Raw genomic sequence first — 14,316 nt, forward strand, 5'->3', positions numbered from 1 at the left:
CGTACCTCTCAGTACTTCAGGAGGCTGGCGTCGTCGACGGAGGCCGAGCGACGGGTGCGGAAGATGGTCATGATGATCGCGAGCCCGACGACGACCTCGGCCGCGGCCACCACCATCACGAAGAAGGCGGCGATCTGGCCGTCGAGGTTGCCGTGCTGCTTGGCGAAGGCGACGAGTGCGAGGTTCGTGGCGTTGAGCATCAGCTCGATGCACATGAATACGACGATCGCGTTGCGCCGCGTCAGCACGCCCACGCAGCCGATCGTGAACAGGATCCCGGAGAGGACGACGTACGCCGTGATGTTCACTGGTGGTCACCTCCGGTCGCGGGCGTGGTCTCGGTCGTCGTCGCGGGTGCCTCGCTCTGGCGGCCGGCGTGGGGGGCGCCGCCGATCTGGCCCTCGATGACGGTGATGTCGTCGGCCAGCGCCGGCGCGGACCGCACCGTGCCCCGGGCGACGAGCACCCGGGAGATCGACGCCTCGGACGGGGTGCCGTCCGGGAGCAGCGCCGGGGTGTCGACCGCGTTGTGGCGGGCGTAGACGCCCGGAGTCGGCAGCGGGCCGAGGTGGGTGCCCTTCTCGGCGTAGTCGCGGACGCGCTGCGCCGCCAGGCTGGTCTGCGTCGACTTGGGCGTCAAGCGCTCGCGGTGGGCGAGCACCATCGCCCCGACCGCCGCCGTGATCAGCAGGGCGCTGGTCACCTCGAAGCCGAAGACGTAGTGGGAGAACAGGATGTTCGCGAGCGCCTGGATGTTGCCGGCGTCGTTCGCCTCGTCGAGGCCGACCGCAGTGCCCAGCGAGATCTGGCCGAGACCGATCACGAGCACCAGCCCGAGCAGCAGGCCGCCGATCATCGCCGCCACCCGCTGGCCGCGGATCGTCTCCACCACCGAGTCCGAGGCGTCGACGCCGACCAGCATCAGCACGAACAGGAACAGCATCAGGATCGCGCCGGTGTAGACGATGATCTGCACCGCGAACAGGAACGGCGCGTCGAGCGCGGCGTACAGGATCGCGAGGCTGATCATCACCACGGCCAGCAGCAGGGCCGCGTGCACGGCCTTGCGGACGAACAGGATGCCCAGCGCCGCGATCGTCATGATCGGCGCGAGGATCCAGAAGGCGATCACTTGCCCGCCTCCCGTCCGGTCGGCGCCGGCGCCGCGAACTCGCCGCGGTAGTACGCGCCCTCGTCGTCACCGAGCCGCATCGGGTGCGGCGGCTGCTCCATCCCTGGCAGCAGCGGGGCGAGGAGGTCCTGCTTCTCGTAGATGAGGTCCGCGCGGTTGTCGTCGGCGAGCTCGTACTCGTTGGTCATCGTCAGCGCGCGGGTGGGGCAGGCCTCGATGCACAGGCCGCACAGGATGCAGCGCAGGTAGTTGATCTGGTAGACGCGGCCGTACCGCTCACCAGGGCTGAACCGACCGTCGGGGTCGTCGGTGTTCGAGGCGCCCTCCACGTAGATCGCGTCCGCCGGGCAGGCCCACGCGCACAGCTCGCAGCCGATGCACTTCTCGAGGCCGTCGGGCCAGCGGTTGAGCTGGTGCCGGCCGTGGAAGCGTGGCGCGGTCGGCGTCTTCTCGAACGGGTACTGCTCGGTGACGACCTTCTTGAACATGGTCCGGAACGTGACGCCGAAGCCGGCGACCGGATCCCAGAACTGCTCCTTGAGGCTCTTGGACGATTCGTCGGCCATCAGGCGTCGCCTCCCGTGACGGTGGAGCTCGTGCGGAACGTGAGCGGCTGCGCAGCGCCGCGGACCGGGCCGCCGGTCGGCATCGGCGGGACCGGGAACCCACCCGGGGTGGCCGCTGCCGGCTCAGTGGTGTCCTCGGCCTCGGCCCGGTCGCCGATGAAGAACAGGACCAGGAAGAACACCGCGAGGATGCCGATGCCGATCATCAGGTAGCGCCGGTCGAGACCGCCGTCGAGCGAGATCGCCCGGATGGTCGCCACCGCGACGATCCAGACCAGCGCGATCGGGATCAGCCGCTTCCAGCCGAACGCCATGAACTGGTCGTACCGGAGCCGCGGCAGCGAGCCGCGGAGCCAGATGAACAGGAAGATGAAGAACATGATCTTGCCGAAGAACCACAACAGCGGCCAGTAGCCCTCGTTGGCGCCCGCCCACGCGTGGTCGATCCAGAACGGCGCGTGCCAGCCGCCGAGGAACAGCGTCGTCGCGAGCGCGGAGACCGTCGCCATGTTGATGTACTCGGCAAGGAAGAACAGGGCGAACTTCAGCGAGCTGTACTCGGTGTGGAAGCCGCCGACCAGCTCGCCCTCGGCCTCCGGGAGGTCGAACGGCGCCCGGTTGGTCTCGCCGACCATGGCGATCATGTAGATCACGAACGACGGCACCAGGATCAGGCCGAACCACAGGTCGTCCTGGGCCGCCACGATCTCGGAGGTCGACATCGAGCCGGCGTACAGGAAGACCGCCACCAGCGCGAGGCCCATCGCGACCTCGTAGGAGATCATCTGGGCGCTCGAGCGCAGGCCGCCGAGCAGGGAGTACGTCGAGCCACTGGACCAGCCGCCGAGGACGATGCCGTAGATGCCGACCGAGGCGATCGCCAGCACGAACAGCACCGCCACCGGCATGTCGGTCAGCTGGAGCGGCGTCTCCTGGCCGAAGAAGTTCACCACCGGGCCGAACGGGATCACCGCGAACGTCACGAACGCGGCCGTCGCGGAGATCACCGGCGCCAGGACGAAGACCACCTTGTCCGCGGCCTTCGGGACGATGTCCTCCTTCAGCGCCAGCTTCACGCCGTCGGCCAGCGACTGCAGCAGTCCGAACGGGCCGTGCACGTTCGGGCCGATGCGGTGCTGCATCCGGGCCACGACGCGGCGCTCCCACCAGATGTTGAAGAGCGTCAGCAGCACCAGGATCAGGAAGATGAACACGGCCTTGAGCCCGATCACCCACCACGCGTCCTGCCCGAACATCGACAGGTCGTCGGCCATGACGATCACTGGTCAGCTCCCTTCGTGACGGTCACGCGGCTGCCGGGCGAGGCCAGGTCGGCCAGCACGCCGTTGCCGAACGAGTTGGCCGGGACCCACACGACGTCGTCGTCGAGGTCGGCCACCTCGGCCGGCAGCGTGACCGAGCCGCGGTCACCGGTGAGGGTGACCGTCGGGCCGTGCGCGTCGTACGCCGCCCGGCTGAGCCGCGCGACCGGAGCCCGGCCGGTGGCGCGGTAGGCCTTGTCGCCGTCCTGCATGGAACCGTTGTCGACCAGCAGCTTCCAGGTCGCCAGGGCGAAGTCCCCGGTCGCTGGCCGAGTCGCGGCCGAGGAACGAGGCGACCCGTCGAGACCGGCGCGCTCGCCGTCCCACGGCCCCATGTCCTCCATCTGCGCACGGGCCTCGGCGACCGTCCGGAAGCCCAGCGGCGTGTCGAGCTCCTCGGCGATGCCGGCCAGGATGCGCAGGTCGGGCAGCGAGGTCGGGCTGGAGAACACGGCCTCGAAGGTCCGCGGGCGGCCCTCCCAGGTGACGAACATGCCGGCCTTGTCCACGACCGGCGCGACGGGGAAGACCACGTCGGCGGCCCGGGTCACCTCGGTCTCGCGGAGCTCGAGGGCGACGACGAACGACGCCGCCTCGATCGCCGCGCGCGTGGCGGCCGGGTCGCTGGTGTCGTCGGGGTCGACGCCGCCGACGACCAGGCCGCGGAGCTCACCCGAGGCGAGCGCCGCGACGATGGCGTCGGCGTCCCGGCCGGGTGCCTCCGGCAGCCGGTCGACGCCCCACGCGGTCGCCGCGTCGACGCGGGCGGCCGGGTCGGTGACGGGACGCCCGCCGGGGAGCAGGTTCGGGAGGCAGCCGGTCTCGACGGCCCCGCGGTCGCCGGCGCGGCGGGGCACCCAGGCCAGCCGGGCGCCGGTCCTGGCGGACAGGCCGGCCGCGGCGGTCAGGGCGCCGGGGACGGTCGCCAACCGCTCGCCGACCAGGATCACGGACCGCTTGTCGATGCCGTGCTCGGCGTGCTCGACCATCGCGTCGAGAGCCGCGGCCTCGGCACCGGGCGCGGTGCGGACCAGGTGGCCGTGCATCTTGGCCAGGCCACGGGAGGCGTACGGCGCGATCGAGACCACCCGGGTCCCGCCACCGGGGCGGCCGGGGCTCGACGCCTTGCGCAGGCGCAGGAAGATCGTGGCCGCCTCGTCCTCGGGCTCGAGGCCCGCGAGCAGCACCGTCGAGGCCGACTCCAGGTCGGCGTACGTGACGGTGCTGCGGAGGACGACCTCGCTCGCGAGGAACGCCGCCTCCTCGGCCGAGTGCGGGCGCGCCCGGAAGTCGATGTCGTTGGTGCCGAGCGCGACGCGCGCGAACTTGCTGTACGCGTAGGCGTCCTCGGCGGTGACCCGGCCGCCGGTGAGCACGGCCGACGGACCCGCCGCCTGCAGCCCGCGGGCCGCGACGGCGAAGGCCTCCGGCCACGACGCCGGTCGCAGGGAGCCGTCCTCGTCGCGGACCTGCGGGTAGGCCAGCCGGTCGGCCTCGGTCGCGTAGTGGAACGCGAACCGGTCCTTGTCGGTGATCCACTCCTCGTTGACCTCGGGGTCGTTGCCGGCCAGGCGGCGCATCACCTTCCCCCGGCGGTGGTCGACGCGGATCGCGGCACCGCAGGCGTCGTGCTCGGCGACGCTCGGAGTGGAGACGAGGTCGAACGGGCGGGAGCGGAAGCGGTAGTCGGCGCTGGTCAGCGCACCCACCGGGCAGATCTGGATGGTGTTGCCGGAGAAGTACGAGTCGAACGGCTCGCGCTCGTAGATGCCGACCTGCTGCAGGGCACCGCGCTCGATGAGGGCGATGAAGGGGTCGCCGGCGATCTGCTCGGAGAACCTGGTGCAGCGCGCGCAGAGCACGCAGCGCTCGCGGTCGAGCAGCACCTGGGCGGAGATGTTGATCGGCTTCGGGTAGGTCCGCTTCAGGCCGTGGAAGCGGGACTCGCCGCGGCCGTTGGACATCGCCTGGTTCTGCAGCGGGCACTCGCCGCCCTTGTCGCAGACCGGGCAGTCCAGCGGGTGGTTGATCAGCAGGAACTCCATGATCCCCTGCTGGGCCTTGTCGGCGACCTCGCTGGTGGCCTGGGTGTTCACGACCATGCCCTCGGCGACCGGCAGCGTGCAGGAGGCCTGCGGCTTCGGGAAGCCGCGGCCGTTGCCGGCATCGGGGACGTCGACCAGGCACTGGCGGCAGGCGCCGACCGGCGCGAGCAGCGGGTGGTCGCAGAACCGCGGCACCTGCACGCCGACCTGCTCGGCGGCGCGGATCACGAGCGTGTCCTTGGGGACGCTGACCTGGATGCCGTCGATGGTCACGCTGACCAGGTCGGTCTTCTCCGGGGTGGTCGTCATGCGGGGTCCTCGCGAAGTTGTTCGATGGAGGAGCGAAGCGGGGGAAGCGAAGAACTTCGTGGGGTGCTCATGCGTGTGCTCCCTCGGGCGCGAAGAGGGTGGCAGCGGCCGGGTCGAACGGGCACCCGCCGTTGCTCAGGTGCGCGAGGTACTCGTCGCGGAAGTACTGGATCGAGCTCTGGATCGGGCTGACCGCACCGTCGGCGAGCGCGCAGAACGAGCGACCGAGGATGTTGTCGCACTGGTCGAGCAGGAGGTCGAGGTCGGCCTCGCTGCCCTGGCCCTTCTCCAGCGCGGAGAGGGTCTGCACGAGCCACCAGGTGCCCTCGCGGCAGGGCGTGCACTTGCCGCAGGACTCGTGCTTGTAGAACTCCGTCCACCGCAGCGTCGCGCGCACCACGCACGTGGTGTCGTCGAAGATCTGCAGCGCACGGGTGCCGAGCATCGAGCCCGCGGCGCCGACGCCCTCGAAGTCGAGGGGTACGTCGAGGTGCTCGGCGGTGAGCAGCGGCGTGCTGGACCCGCCGGGCGTCCAGAACTTCAGCTCGTGGCCCTCGCGGACGCCGCCCGCGAGGTCGATGAGCGTGCGCAGCGTGATGCCGAGCGGCGCTTCGTACTGCCCCGGCCGCTGCACGTGCCCGGACAGCGAGAAGATGCCGAAGCCCTTGGACTTCTCGGTGCCCATCGAGCCGAACCAGCCGTGGCCGTGCTCGATGATGCTCGGCACCGAGGCGATCGACTCGACGTTGTTGATGACCGTCGGGCTGGCGTACAGGCCGGCGACCGCCGGGAACGGGGGACGCAGCCGCGGCTGCCCGCGGCGTCCCTCGAGGCCCTCCAGGAGAGCCGTCTCCTCACCGCAGATGTAGGCGCCGGCTCCGGCGTGCACGACGACGTCGAGGTCGAACCCGGAGCCGTGGATGTCCGTGCCGAGGTGGCCGGCCGCGTAGGCCTCCTCCACGGCGCGCTGCACCCGGCGGACCACGTGCAGGACCTCACCGCGGATGTAGATGAACGCCTTGTTGGCGCGGATCGCGTAACTGCTGATGATGACGCCCTCGACGAGCGTGTGCGGGCTGGCCATCATCAGCGGGATGTCCTTGCAGGTGCCCGGCTCGGACTCGTCGGCGTTGACGACGAGGTACTTCGGCTTCGGGTTGTCCTGCGGGATGAAGCCCCACTTCATGCCGGTCGGGAAGCCGGCGCCGCCGCGGCCGCGCAGGCCGGACTCCTTGACCTCCTCGATCACGGCGTCGGGCGCCATCGCGAACGCCTTGTCGAGCGCCCGGTAGCCGCCGCGTGCTGCGTACGCCGCGAGCGTCCACGCGCGGTCGTCGCCCCAGTTGTCCGTGAGGACGGGGGTGAGGGTGTCCGTCATTCCTTGCCCTCCTCCTGCTTGGTCTCCGTTTCGGCACGCGACGTATCGGCCTGCTCGACCGCCTCGGTCTTCGAGCCGGCGGTGCTGCTGTCGCCGGCGTCGCTCTCCGGGTGCGGGGCGCTCCAGCCGCGGTCGCGGGCGATGCCGAGGCCGACCAGGGACGCCGGGCCGGCGGCCGGGCCGGCGTCGGCGAGGTCGTCGGGGAAGCCCGCGAGCACGCGCTCGGCCTCCCGCCAGGTGACGACCCGCGGACCGCGGGTCGAGGTGACCTCGGCCCCGGCGCGGAGGTCGTCGACGAGCTGGACCGCGGACTCCGGGGTCATGTTGTCCATGAACTCCCAGTTGACCATCATCACCGGCGCGTAGTCGCAGGCCGCGTTGCACTCGACGTGCTCGAGGGTGATCTTGCCGTCCTCGGTGGTCTCGTCGTTGCCGACGTCCAGGTGGCCCTTGAGCCGCTCGAAGATCAGGTCGCCGCCCATCACCGCGCACAGCGTGTTGGTGCAGACGCCGACGTGGTAGTCGCCCACCGGGCGGCGCTTGTACATCGTGTAGAACGTCGCGACGCCGCTGACGTCGGCGGCCGAGATGTCCAGGATCTCGGCGCAGGCCTCGATGCCCTCGGGGGTCACCCGGCCCTCGACCGACTGCACGAGGTGCAGCATCGGCAGCAGCCCCGAGCGCGGCTCCGGGTAGCGGGCCGCGATCTCGCGCAGCTCGCCGTACGTCTTGTCGTCGAGCATCAGCGGTCGACGCCTCCCATCACCGGGTCGATGGACGCGATCGCGACGATGACGTCGGCGACCATGCCGCCCTCGCTCATCACGCTCGTGGCCTGGAGGTTCGTGAACGACGGGTCGCGGAAGTGCGCCCGGAACGGGCGCGTGCCGCCGTCGGAGACGACGTGCGCACCGAGCTCGCCGCGCGGCGACTCGATCGGCACGTAGGCCTGGCCGGGCGGGACCCGGAAGCCCTCGGTGACCAGCTTGAAGTGGTGGATCAGGGCCTCCATCGACTCACCCATGATGTGCCGGATGTGGTCGAGGGAGTTGCCCATGCCGTCGCTGCCGATCGCGAGCTGGCTCGGCCAGGCGATCTTCTTGTCCGCGACCATGACCGGCGCGCCGTCCAGCCTCGCCAGCCGGTCGGCGGCCTGCTCGACGATGCGCAGGGACTCCCACATCTCGTTGAGACGGACCCGGAACCGGCCGTAGGAGTCGGCGGTGTCCCAGGTCTGCACGTCGAAGTCGTAGGTCTCGTAGCCCGAGTACGGCTGGGTCTTGCGGAGGTCCCACGGGTAGCCGGTGCTGCGCAGCACCGGACCGGACAGCCCGAGCGCGAGGCAGCCGGCGAGGTCGAGGTGGCCGACGCCCTCCAGCCTGGCCTTGAAGATCGGGTTCGCGTTGCAGAGGTCGGCGTACTCCTTGAGACGCTTGCGCATCAGGGCGATGAAGCCGCGGATCTCGTCGAGCGCACCCGGCGGCAGGTCCTGCGCGACCCCGCCCGGCCGGATGAACGCGTGGTTCATCCGCAGGCCGGTGATCAGCTCGAACAGGTCCAGCACCAGCTCCCGCTCGCGGAAGCCGACGGTCATGACGGTGAGCGCGCCGATCTCCATGCCGCCGGTCGCGATGCAGACCAGGTGCGAGGAGATCCGGTTCAGCTCCATGAGCAGGACCCGCATGACCTGGGCCTTCTCGGGCACGTCGTCCTCGATGTCGAGGAGTCGCTCGACGCCGAGCACGTAGGTCATCTCGTTGTAGAACGGCGAGAGGTAGTCCATCCGGGTGCAGAACGTGACCCCCTGCGTCCAGGAGCGGAACTCCATGTTCTTCTCGATGCCGGTGTGCAGGTAGCCGATGCCGCAGCGGGCCTCGGTCACGGTCTCGCCCTCGAGCTCGAGGATCAGCCTGAGCACGCCGTGGGTCGACGGGTGCTGCGGGCCCATGTTGACGACGACCCGCTCGTCCGCCTCCCCGCCGAGGCCGTCGACGATGGAGTCCCAGTCCTGGCCGCTGACGGTGAAGACCCTGCCCTCGGTGGTCTCGCTGGCTCCGGCGTACATGTCCTGGCTCATCAGTTGTAGCTCCTGCGCTGGTCGGGCGGCGGGACGGTGGCGCCCTTGTACTCGACGGGGATGCCGCCCAGCGGGTAGTCCTTGCGCTGCGGATGGCCGGGCCAGTCGTCCGGCATCAGGATGCGCGTGAGGGCCGGGTGGCCATCGAACACGATGCCGAACATGTCGAAGGTCTCGCGCTCGTGCCAGTCGTTGGTGGGGTACACCGAGACGATCGACGGGATGTGCGGGTCGGCGTCGGGCGCGGTCACCTCGAGGCGGATCCGCCGGTTGTGGGTCATCGAGAGCAGGTGGTACACGGCGTGCAGCTCGCGCCCGGTGTCCTCGGGGTAGTGCACCCCGCTGACGCCCGAGCAGAACTCGAAGCGCAGCCGCTCGTCGTCGCGGAGCACCTGCGCCACGGCCACCAGGTCCTCCCGGCGCACGTGGAACGTGATCTCGCCGCGGTGGATGACGACCCGGGGTACGGCGATCTCGACGGCGGCGTCGCCCGCCCGGCTCTCGACCAGCCCGGACTCGAGGGCGTCCGCCACCTCGTCGTACCAGCCGCCGTACGGGCGCTGGGCGTCACCGGGGAAGGCGATCGCCTGGACCAGGCCGCCGTACCCGCTGGTGTCGCCGGTGCCGTGGGTGCCGAACATGCCGTGCCGGACGCCGACCTGGTGCACCTCGCCGGCGGGAGCCGGGACGTTCTCCGGCGTCCGGTCCGTGTGGTCGCGCTCCGTCATCGCAGCTGTCCCTTCATCTGCGACGTCGGGAGCGCGGTGAGCGCCGCGGACTCGAGCTCGACGATCTCGTTCGCGCGGTTGCTGCCGAGCTTCGCGTGCTGGACCTGGTCGTGCAGCTTGAGGATCGCGTCGATGAGCATCTCCGGGCGCGGCGGGCAGCCGGGGAGGTACATGTCGACGGGCACGACGTGGTCGACTCCCTGGACGACGGCGTAGTTGTTGAACATGCCGCCGCTGCTCGCGCAGACGCCCATCGCCAGCACCCACTTGGGGTTCGGCATCTGGTCGTAGATCTGGCGCAGCACCGGCGCCATCTTCTGGCTGACCCGGCCGGCGACGATCATCAGGTCGGCCTGGCGCGGGCTGGCACGGAACACCTCCATGCCGAACCGGGCCAGGTCGTACTTCGGACCGCCGGTCGTCATCATCTCGATGGCGCAGCACGCGAGGCCGAACGTGGCCGGCCAGAAGGACGCCTTGCGCATGTAGCCGGCGACGCCCTCGACGGTCGTCAGCAGGACGCCGCTGGGGAGCTTCTCCTCGATACCCACGTCAGTCCTCGCTTCTCAATCCCATTCCAGGCCGCCGCGTCGCCACACGTAGGCGTACGCGATGAACACGGTGGCGATGAACACGACCATCTCGGCGAGCCCGAACATCTTGAGCGAGTCGAAGTAGACCGCCCACGGGTACAGGAAGATGGTCTCGATGTCGAAGACGATGAACAGCATCGCGGTGATGTAGTACTTCACCGGGAACCGGCCACCGCCGACCGGCTGCGGGGTCGGCTCGATCCCGCACTCGTAGGAGTCCAGACGGGCCCGGTTGTAGCGCCGCGGGCCGACGGCGGTGCTCATGATCACGGAGAACACCGCGAACGCCGCGGCCAGGGCCGCCAGGGCCAGGACCGGCGTGTAGAGCTCCATGTCTCGCCTCTCTTCCGGACTCGCTGCCGAGCCGTTTCGCAGAGCCGCCTTGTGACTTTGTGAACTGAATCACGAAGTGGGCTGAGACACATCTAACCACTCGGGAAACGCCCTCGCACCCGGGGGTCGGCAACTCCCCGCGACGCCCCGCGACCGACCCGAGAACCAGCCTGACCTGCGGAATTACGGAACAGGATCGTGCCCTAATTCTCAGCCGGTGGCGCGGTGCAGGGCGACGATCCCCCCGGAGAGGTTCCGCCACTGCGGTGCGTGCCAGCCGGCCTCCGCGATCAGCGCCGCGAGGCCGCGCTGGTCGGGCCAGGCCCGGATGGACTCCGCCAGGTACACGTAGGCGTCCGGGGAGGACGAGACCGCGCGGGCGATCGGCGGCAGCGCGCGCATCAGGTACTCGAGGTAGACCGTGCGGAACGGCGCCCAGGTGGGGTGGCTGAACTCGCACACCACGAGCCGGCCACCGGGGCGCGTGACGCGGCGCATCTCCGCCAGCCCGGCGCGGGGGTCGACGATGTTGCGCAGGCCGAACGAGATCGTCACCGCGTCGAAGGTGTCGTCCGCGAACGGCAGCCGGGTCCCGTCGCCGGCGGTGAAGGGCAGCTGCGGCCGCGCGGCCTTGCCGACCTGGAGCATGCCGAGCGAGAAGTCGCACGGGACGACGCGCGCGCCGCGCTCGGCGAACGGCTGGCTCGACGTCCCGGTGCCCGCCGCGAGGTCGAGGATCCGCTCGCCCGGCCGGGGATCGACGGCAGCGAGCACCGCACGGCGCCACTGGCGGTCCTGGCCGAGCGACAGCACGTCGTTGGTGACGTCGTACCGGCGGGCGACCGCGTCGAACATGGTGCGGACGTCGGACGGCTGCTTGTCGAGCTCTGCGCGGACCACGCGGCGAAGACTACTTCCGGTCACAGGTTGGTCACGGCGGCGGGGCTCGCCGGTCGACGTGCAACCGATCGGGCGCTCCAGGCGTCACCCTCGTGTCCGGCTCACTTCACTTCCCCGGGAGAGCTCATGCGTCGTCTGCTGTCCGTCCTCGCCGTCGCGGCCGTGCTGGTCGCGGGTGCCTTCCTGGCGGGCTACACCACCGACGACGGCCCGGCGGCGAGCCCGACCGCCGCCGGCACGGGCGCCGTCGAGGCCCCCACGCAGGCACCCACGCCGACCCGCACGCCGACCCGCACGCCACCGCCGACTGCCGCCCCGACCACCGCGCCGGTCAGCGTCGAGACGCCGCGGCCGAGCGCCACGGCCGGCGTACCGCTGCTCGGTCCCGGCGACGAGGGCCCCCGGGTCCGCGAGCTCCAGGCCCGGCTGAAGCAGATCTACTGGTTCGCCGCCGACGTCACCGGCGTGTACGGCGACGTGACGACCGAAGCCGTGCGCGGGTTCCAGGGCAAGCGGCAGATCCCCGTCACCGGCGACGTCGACCGGCGCACTCTCGACCGGCTGCTCGCGATGACCTCGGAGCCGACCGTGGCGGAGCTGCACAACCGAGCGAACCAGCCCGGCGCACTGGACCCGCGCTGCCGCACCGGCCGGGTGCTGTGCGTCGACAAGACCAGCAGCACCCTGCGCTGGGTCGTCGACGGCACGGTGCTGCAGACGCTCGACGTGCGGTTCGGTGCGTCCACGACGCCGACGCGCGAGGGCGTCTTCCACGTGTACCTCAAGGACGCCGACCACGTGTCGCACCTGTACGGCTCGTCGATGCCGCTCTCGATGTTCTTCTCCGGGGGCCAGGCGGTCCACTACTCGTCGGACTTCGCCACCGTCGGGTACGCCGGGGCGTCGCACGGCTGCGTCAACGTGCGCGACTACGACGGGCTGGCGAAGCTCTTCGGCCAGGTGCGCGTCGGCGACGCCGTGGTCGTCTACTGGTCCTGACCGGTGTCCTGCAGGTCGTCGAGCAGCGCGTCGGCGACCTTGACCAGATCCTCGGCCGGCACCGTCGACGACTGGATCTGGGCGGTGAGCTCGCCGTGGGAGACCTGGCACTGCACGGCGGACGGGTCCCCCGTCGAACCGTCCTGGCTCTGGCCGTAGGTGAGGATGCAGACGCCGTCCCCGACGTTGTCCATCGTGGTGCCGCCGGCGCCGTTGGTCGTCGCCGGATCGGTGAGCACGGTCGGCGCGAAGGCGCCACCCCGGGCCTGGAAGACCTGGATGAACACGGCCTTGGTGCCGTCGACGACGTAGCTGCGCGTCGCGGCAGGGGTCCCGAGCACGGCGGGCAGGACCTCGTTGCCGTACTTGGTGCTGGCCGCCTGCTGCTGCGCGATCTGGTCGGCCTGCTGGGCGAGCTGGCCGTCGGCGAAGGAGTCGGGGTCGTCGGCGGCGGCGTAGCCGCCCGGGAGCGTCGCGGGCAGCACGATGTCGATCGCGGGCGCGGCCTCGGGCTCGTCCGCACCGGACGCCTTGGGCAGGCCGATCGCGAACGCCGCCACCAGGCCGAGGAGGACGAGGCCGACGGCGATGCCGACCCAGGTGGACGTGCGGCTGTTCGAAGTGCTGGCGCTCACGTCCTGCGACGCTACCCGCACGCCCGACGGGGTCCGAGGCCGGGTCCGTGAGTACTCTCGGCTGCGTGACGATGACCGTCCGCACCGTCCGCCTCGACCTCGAGGAGGCCACGCGACTCCTCGACCTGGTCCCGGCCGACCGTCCGGTGACCTGGTTGCGGCGTGGCGACGGCCTCGTGGGCTGGGGCGTGGCCGCCGAGGTGCGCACGCACGGGGACACCCGGTTCGCGGACGCCGGCAAGTGGTGGAGCGAGCTGACCGCCCGTGCCGTCGTGCGCGACGACGTCAACGAGCCCGGGTCCGGGCTGGTGTCGTTCGGGACGTTCGCGTTCGCAGACGAGCCGGGCGACTCGGTGCTGGTCGTGCCCCGCGTGGTCGTCGGCCGCCGGGGCGACGTCGCCTGGCTGACCACCGTGGACGAGCCGGCGCCGGAGCTCGTGGCGACCGAGCCGCCGGCGGCGCCGTCGGGCGTGAGCTTCGCCGACGGAGCCCTCAACGGCGAGCAGTGGATGTCGGTGGTCGCCGACGCCGTCGCGCGGATCGGGCGCGGAGACCTCGAGAAGGTCGTCCTGGCCCGGGACCTGGTCGCCACCGCCGACGAGCCGATCGACGTTCGCTGGCCGCTGGGACGGCTGGCCGAGGTCTACCCGATGTGCTGGACGTTCCACGTCGACGGCATGTTCGGCGCGACGCCCGAGATGCTGGTGCGCCGCGAGCGCGGCCTGGTCACCTCGCGGGTGCTGGCCGGCACCATCCGGCGTACCGGGGACGACGAGCGCGACCTGGCGCTCGCCGCCACCCTGGCCCGCTCGTCCAAGGACCTCGAGGAGCACGAGTACGCCGTGCGCTCGGTCGCCGACGCGCTCGAGCCGCACTGCTCCTCGATGAACGTGCCCGAGGCGCCGTTCGTCCTGCACCTGCCGAACGTCATGCACCTCGCGACCGACGTCGCGGGAGTGGTGCACGACGCGGCCACCGTCTCGTCCCTCCAGCTCGCGGCGGCGCTGCATCCTTCCGCCGCCGTGGGCGGCACCCCGACCGCGGTCGCCACCGACCTGATCGCCCGGATCGAGGGCATGGACCGGGACCGGTACGCCGGGCCGGTCGGCTGGATGGACGCCGCCGGCGACGGTGAGTGGGGCATCGCGCTCCGCTCGGCACGCGTCTCCGGCTCGACCGTGCGGCTGTTCGCGGGCTGCGGCATCGTGGCGTCGTCCGACCCCGAGGCCGAGCTGGCCGAGGCACAGGCGAAGTTCGTGCCGGTCAGGGACGCGCTCACCGCGGACTAGTGTCCGGCTG

15 protein-coding genes are annotated in these 14,316 nt (G+C 71.1%); 2 read left to right on the top strand and 13 right to left on the bottom strand.

Going from position 1 to position 14,316, the window contains the following annotated elements; genetic code table 11:
- Positions 1–8: 8 nt before the first annotated feature.
- The 12 genes from nuoK to ACVW2K_RS00910 all read right to left on the bottom strand — a co-directional run bounded on the left by nuoK (position 9) and on the right by ACVW2K_RS00910 (position 11,383).
- A complete protein-coding gene (nuoK, locus tag ACVW2K_RS00855) occupies positions 9–308 on the bottom strand; it encodes an NADH-quinone oxidoreductase subunit NuoK (RefSeq protein ID WP_028638846.1) in 300 nt (99 codons plus the stop codon).
- A complete protein-coding gene (locus ACVW2K_RS00860) occupies positions 305–1,132 on the bottom strand; it encodes an NADH-quinone oxidoreductase subunit J (protein WP_036571409.1) in 828 nt (275 codons plus the stop codon). The genes nuoK and ACVW2K_RS00860 overlap by 4 nt, the downstream gene beginning before the upstream one ends.
- Positions 1,129–1,698 (bottom strand): NADH-quinone oxidoreductase subunit NuoI, encoded by a 570-nt coding sequence (gene nuoI / locus ACVW2K_RS00865; RefSeq protein ID WP_028638845.1) that lies wholly within the window; start codon positions 1,696–1,698, stop codon positions 1,129–1,131. Before nuoI ends, ACVW2K_RS00860 begins: the two co-directional genes overlap by 4 nt.
- Complete coding sequence (gene nuoH, locus ACVW2K_RS00870; protein WP_051549512.1) at positions 1,698–2,972, bottom strand: NADH-quinone oxidoreductase subunit NuoH; 1,275 nt, start codon at positions 2,970–2,972, stop codon at positions 1,698–1,700. The genes nuoI and nuoH overlap by 1 nt, the downstream gene beginning before the upstream one ends.
- A 5-nt stretch (positions 2,973–2,977) precedes the next feature.
- Positions 2,978–5,374, bottom strand: a complete 2,397-nt coding sequence (locus ACVW2K_RS00875) for an NADH-quinone oxidoreductase subunit G (RefSeq protein WP_457201186.1) — start codon at positions 5,372–5,374, stop codon at positions 2,978–2,980.
- Positions 5,375–5,441: 67 nt separating this feature from the next.
- A complete protein-coding gene (gene nuoF / locus ACVW2K_RS00880; protein WP_457201187.1) occupies positions 5,442–6,752 on the bottom strand; it encodes an NADH-quinone oxidoreductase subunit NuoF in 1,311 nt (436 codons plus the stop codon).
- A complete protein-coding gene (gene nuoE / locus ACVW2K_RS00885) occupies positions 6,749–7,495 on the bottom strand; it encodes an NADH-quinone oxidoreductase subunit NuoE (RefSeq protein WP_036571407.1) in 747 nt (248 codons plus the stop codon). The genes nuoF and nuoE overlap by 4 nt, the downstream gene beginning before the upstream one ends.
- On the bottom strand, positions 7,495–8,829 hold the full coding sequence (locus ACVW2K_RS00890; protein WP_457201188.1) for an NADH-quinone oxidoreductase subunit D: 1,335 nt from the start codon (positions 8,827–8,829) through the stop codon (positions 7,495–7,497). The genes nuoE and ACVW2K_RS00890 overlap by 1 nt, the downstream gene beginning before the upstream one ends.
- On the bottom strand, positions 8,829–9,557 hold the full coding sequence (locus ACVW2K_RS00895) for an NADH-quinone oxidoreductase subunit C (protein ID WP_457201189.1): 729 nt from the start codon (positions 9,555–9,557) through the stop codon (positions 8,829–8,831). Before ACVW2K_RS00895 ends, ACVW2K_RS00890 begins: the two co-directional genes overlap by 1 nt.
- The gene (locus ACVW2K_RS00900; RefSeq protein WP_457201190.1) at positions 9,554–10,108 is read right to left on the bottom strand and encodes a NuoB/complex I 20 kDa subunit family protein; all 555 of its coding nucleotides are present in this window, start codon (positions 10,106–10,108) and stop codon (positions 9,554–9,556) included. The genes ACVW2K_RS00895 and ACVW2K_RS00900 overlap by 4 nt, the downstream gene beginning before the upstream one ends.
- Positions 10,109–10,123: 15 nt before the next feature.
- On the bottom strand, positions 10,124–10,483 hold the full coding sequence (locus tag ACVW2K_RS00905; RefSeq protein WP_028638839.1) for an NADH-quinone oxidoreductase subunit A: 360 nt from the start codon (positions 10,481–10,483) through the stop codon (positions 10,124–10,126).
- Between the two features lie 210 nt (positions 10,484–10,693).
- Complete coding sequence (locus tag ACVW2K_RS00910; protein ID WP_457201191.1) at positions 10,694–11,383, bottom strand: demethylmenaquinone methyltransferase; 690 nt, start codon at positions 11,381–11,383, stop codon at positions 10,694–10,696.
- A gap of 126 nt (positions 11,384–11,509) precedes the next feature.
- On the opposite strand from ACVW2K_RS00910, the gene ACVW2K_RS00915 reads away from it, so the two are divergent.
- Entirely contained in the window at positions 11,510–12,382 is an 873-nt protein-coding gene (locus ACVW2K_RS00915; RefSeq protein ID WP_457201192.1) for a L,D-transpeptidase family protein, read from the top strand.
- On the opposite strand, the gene ACVW2K_RS00920 is transcribed toward ACVW2K_RS00915, so the two are convergent.
- Positions 12,370–13,017, bottom strand: a complete 648-nt coding sequence (locus ACVW2K_RS00920) for a hypothetical protein (protein WP_457201193.1) — start codon at positions 13,015–13,017, stop codon at positions 12,370–12,372. The two genes, ACVW2K_RS00915 and ACVW2K_RS00920, sit on opposite strands and share 13 nt — an antisense overlap.
- 71 nt (positions 13,018–13,088) lie before the next feature.
- Here ACVW2K_RS00920 and ACVW2K_RS00925 point away from each other — a divergent pair, with 71 nt between their 5' ends.
- Entirely contained in the window at positions 13,089–14,306 is a 1,218-nt protein-coding gene (locus ACVW2K_RS00925; protein WP_457204034.1) for an isochorismate synthase, read from the top strand.
- The last annotated feature ends 10 nt before the right edge of the window (positions 14,307–14,316 follow it).

The organism is Nocardioides sp. HB32, assembly GCF_054058995.1.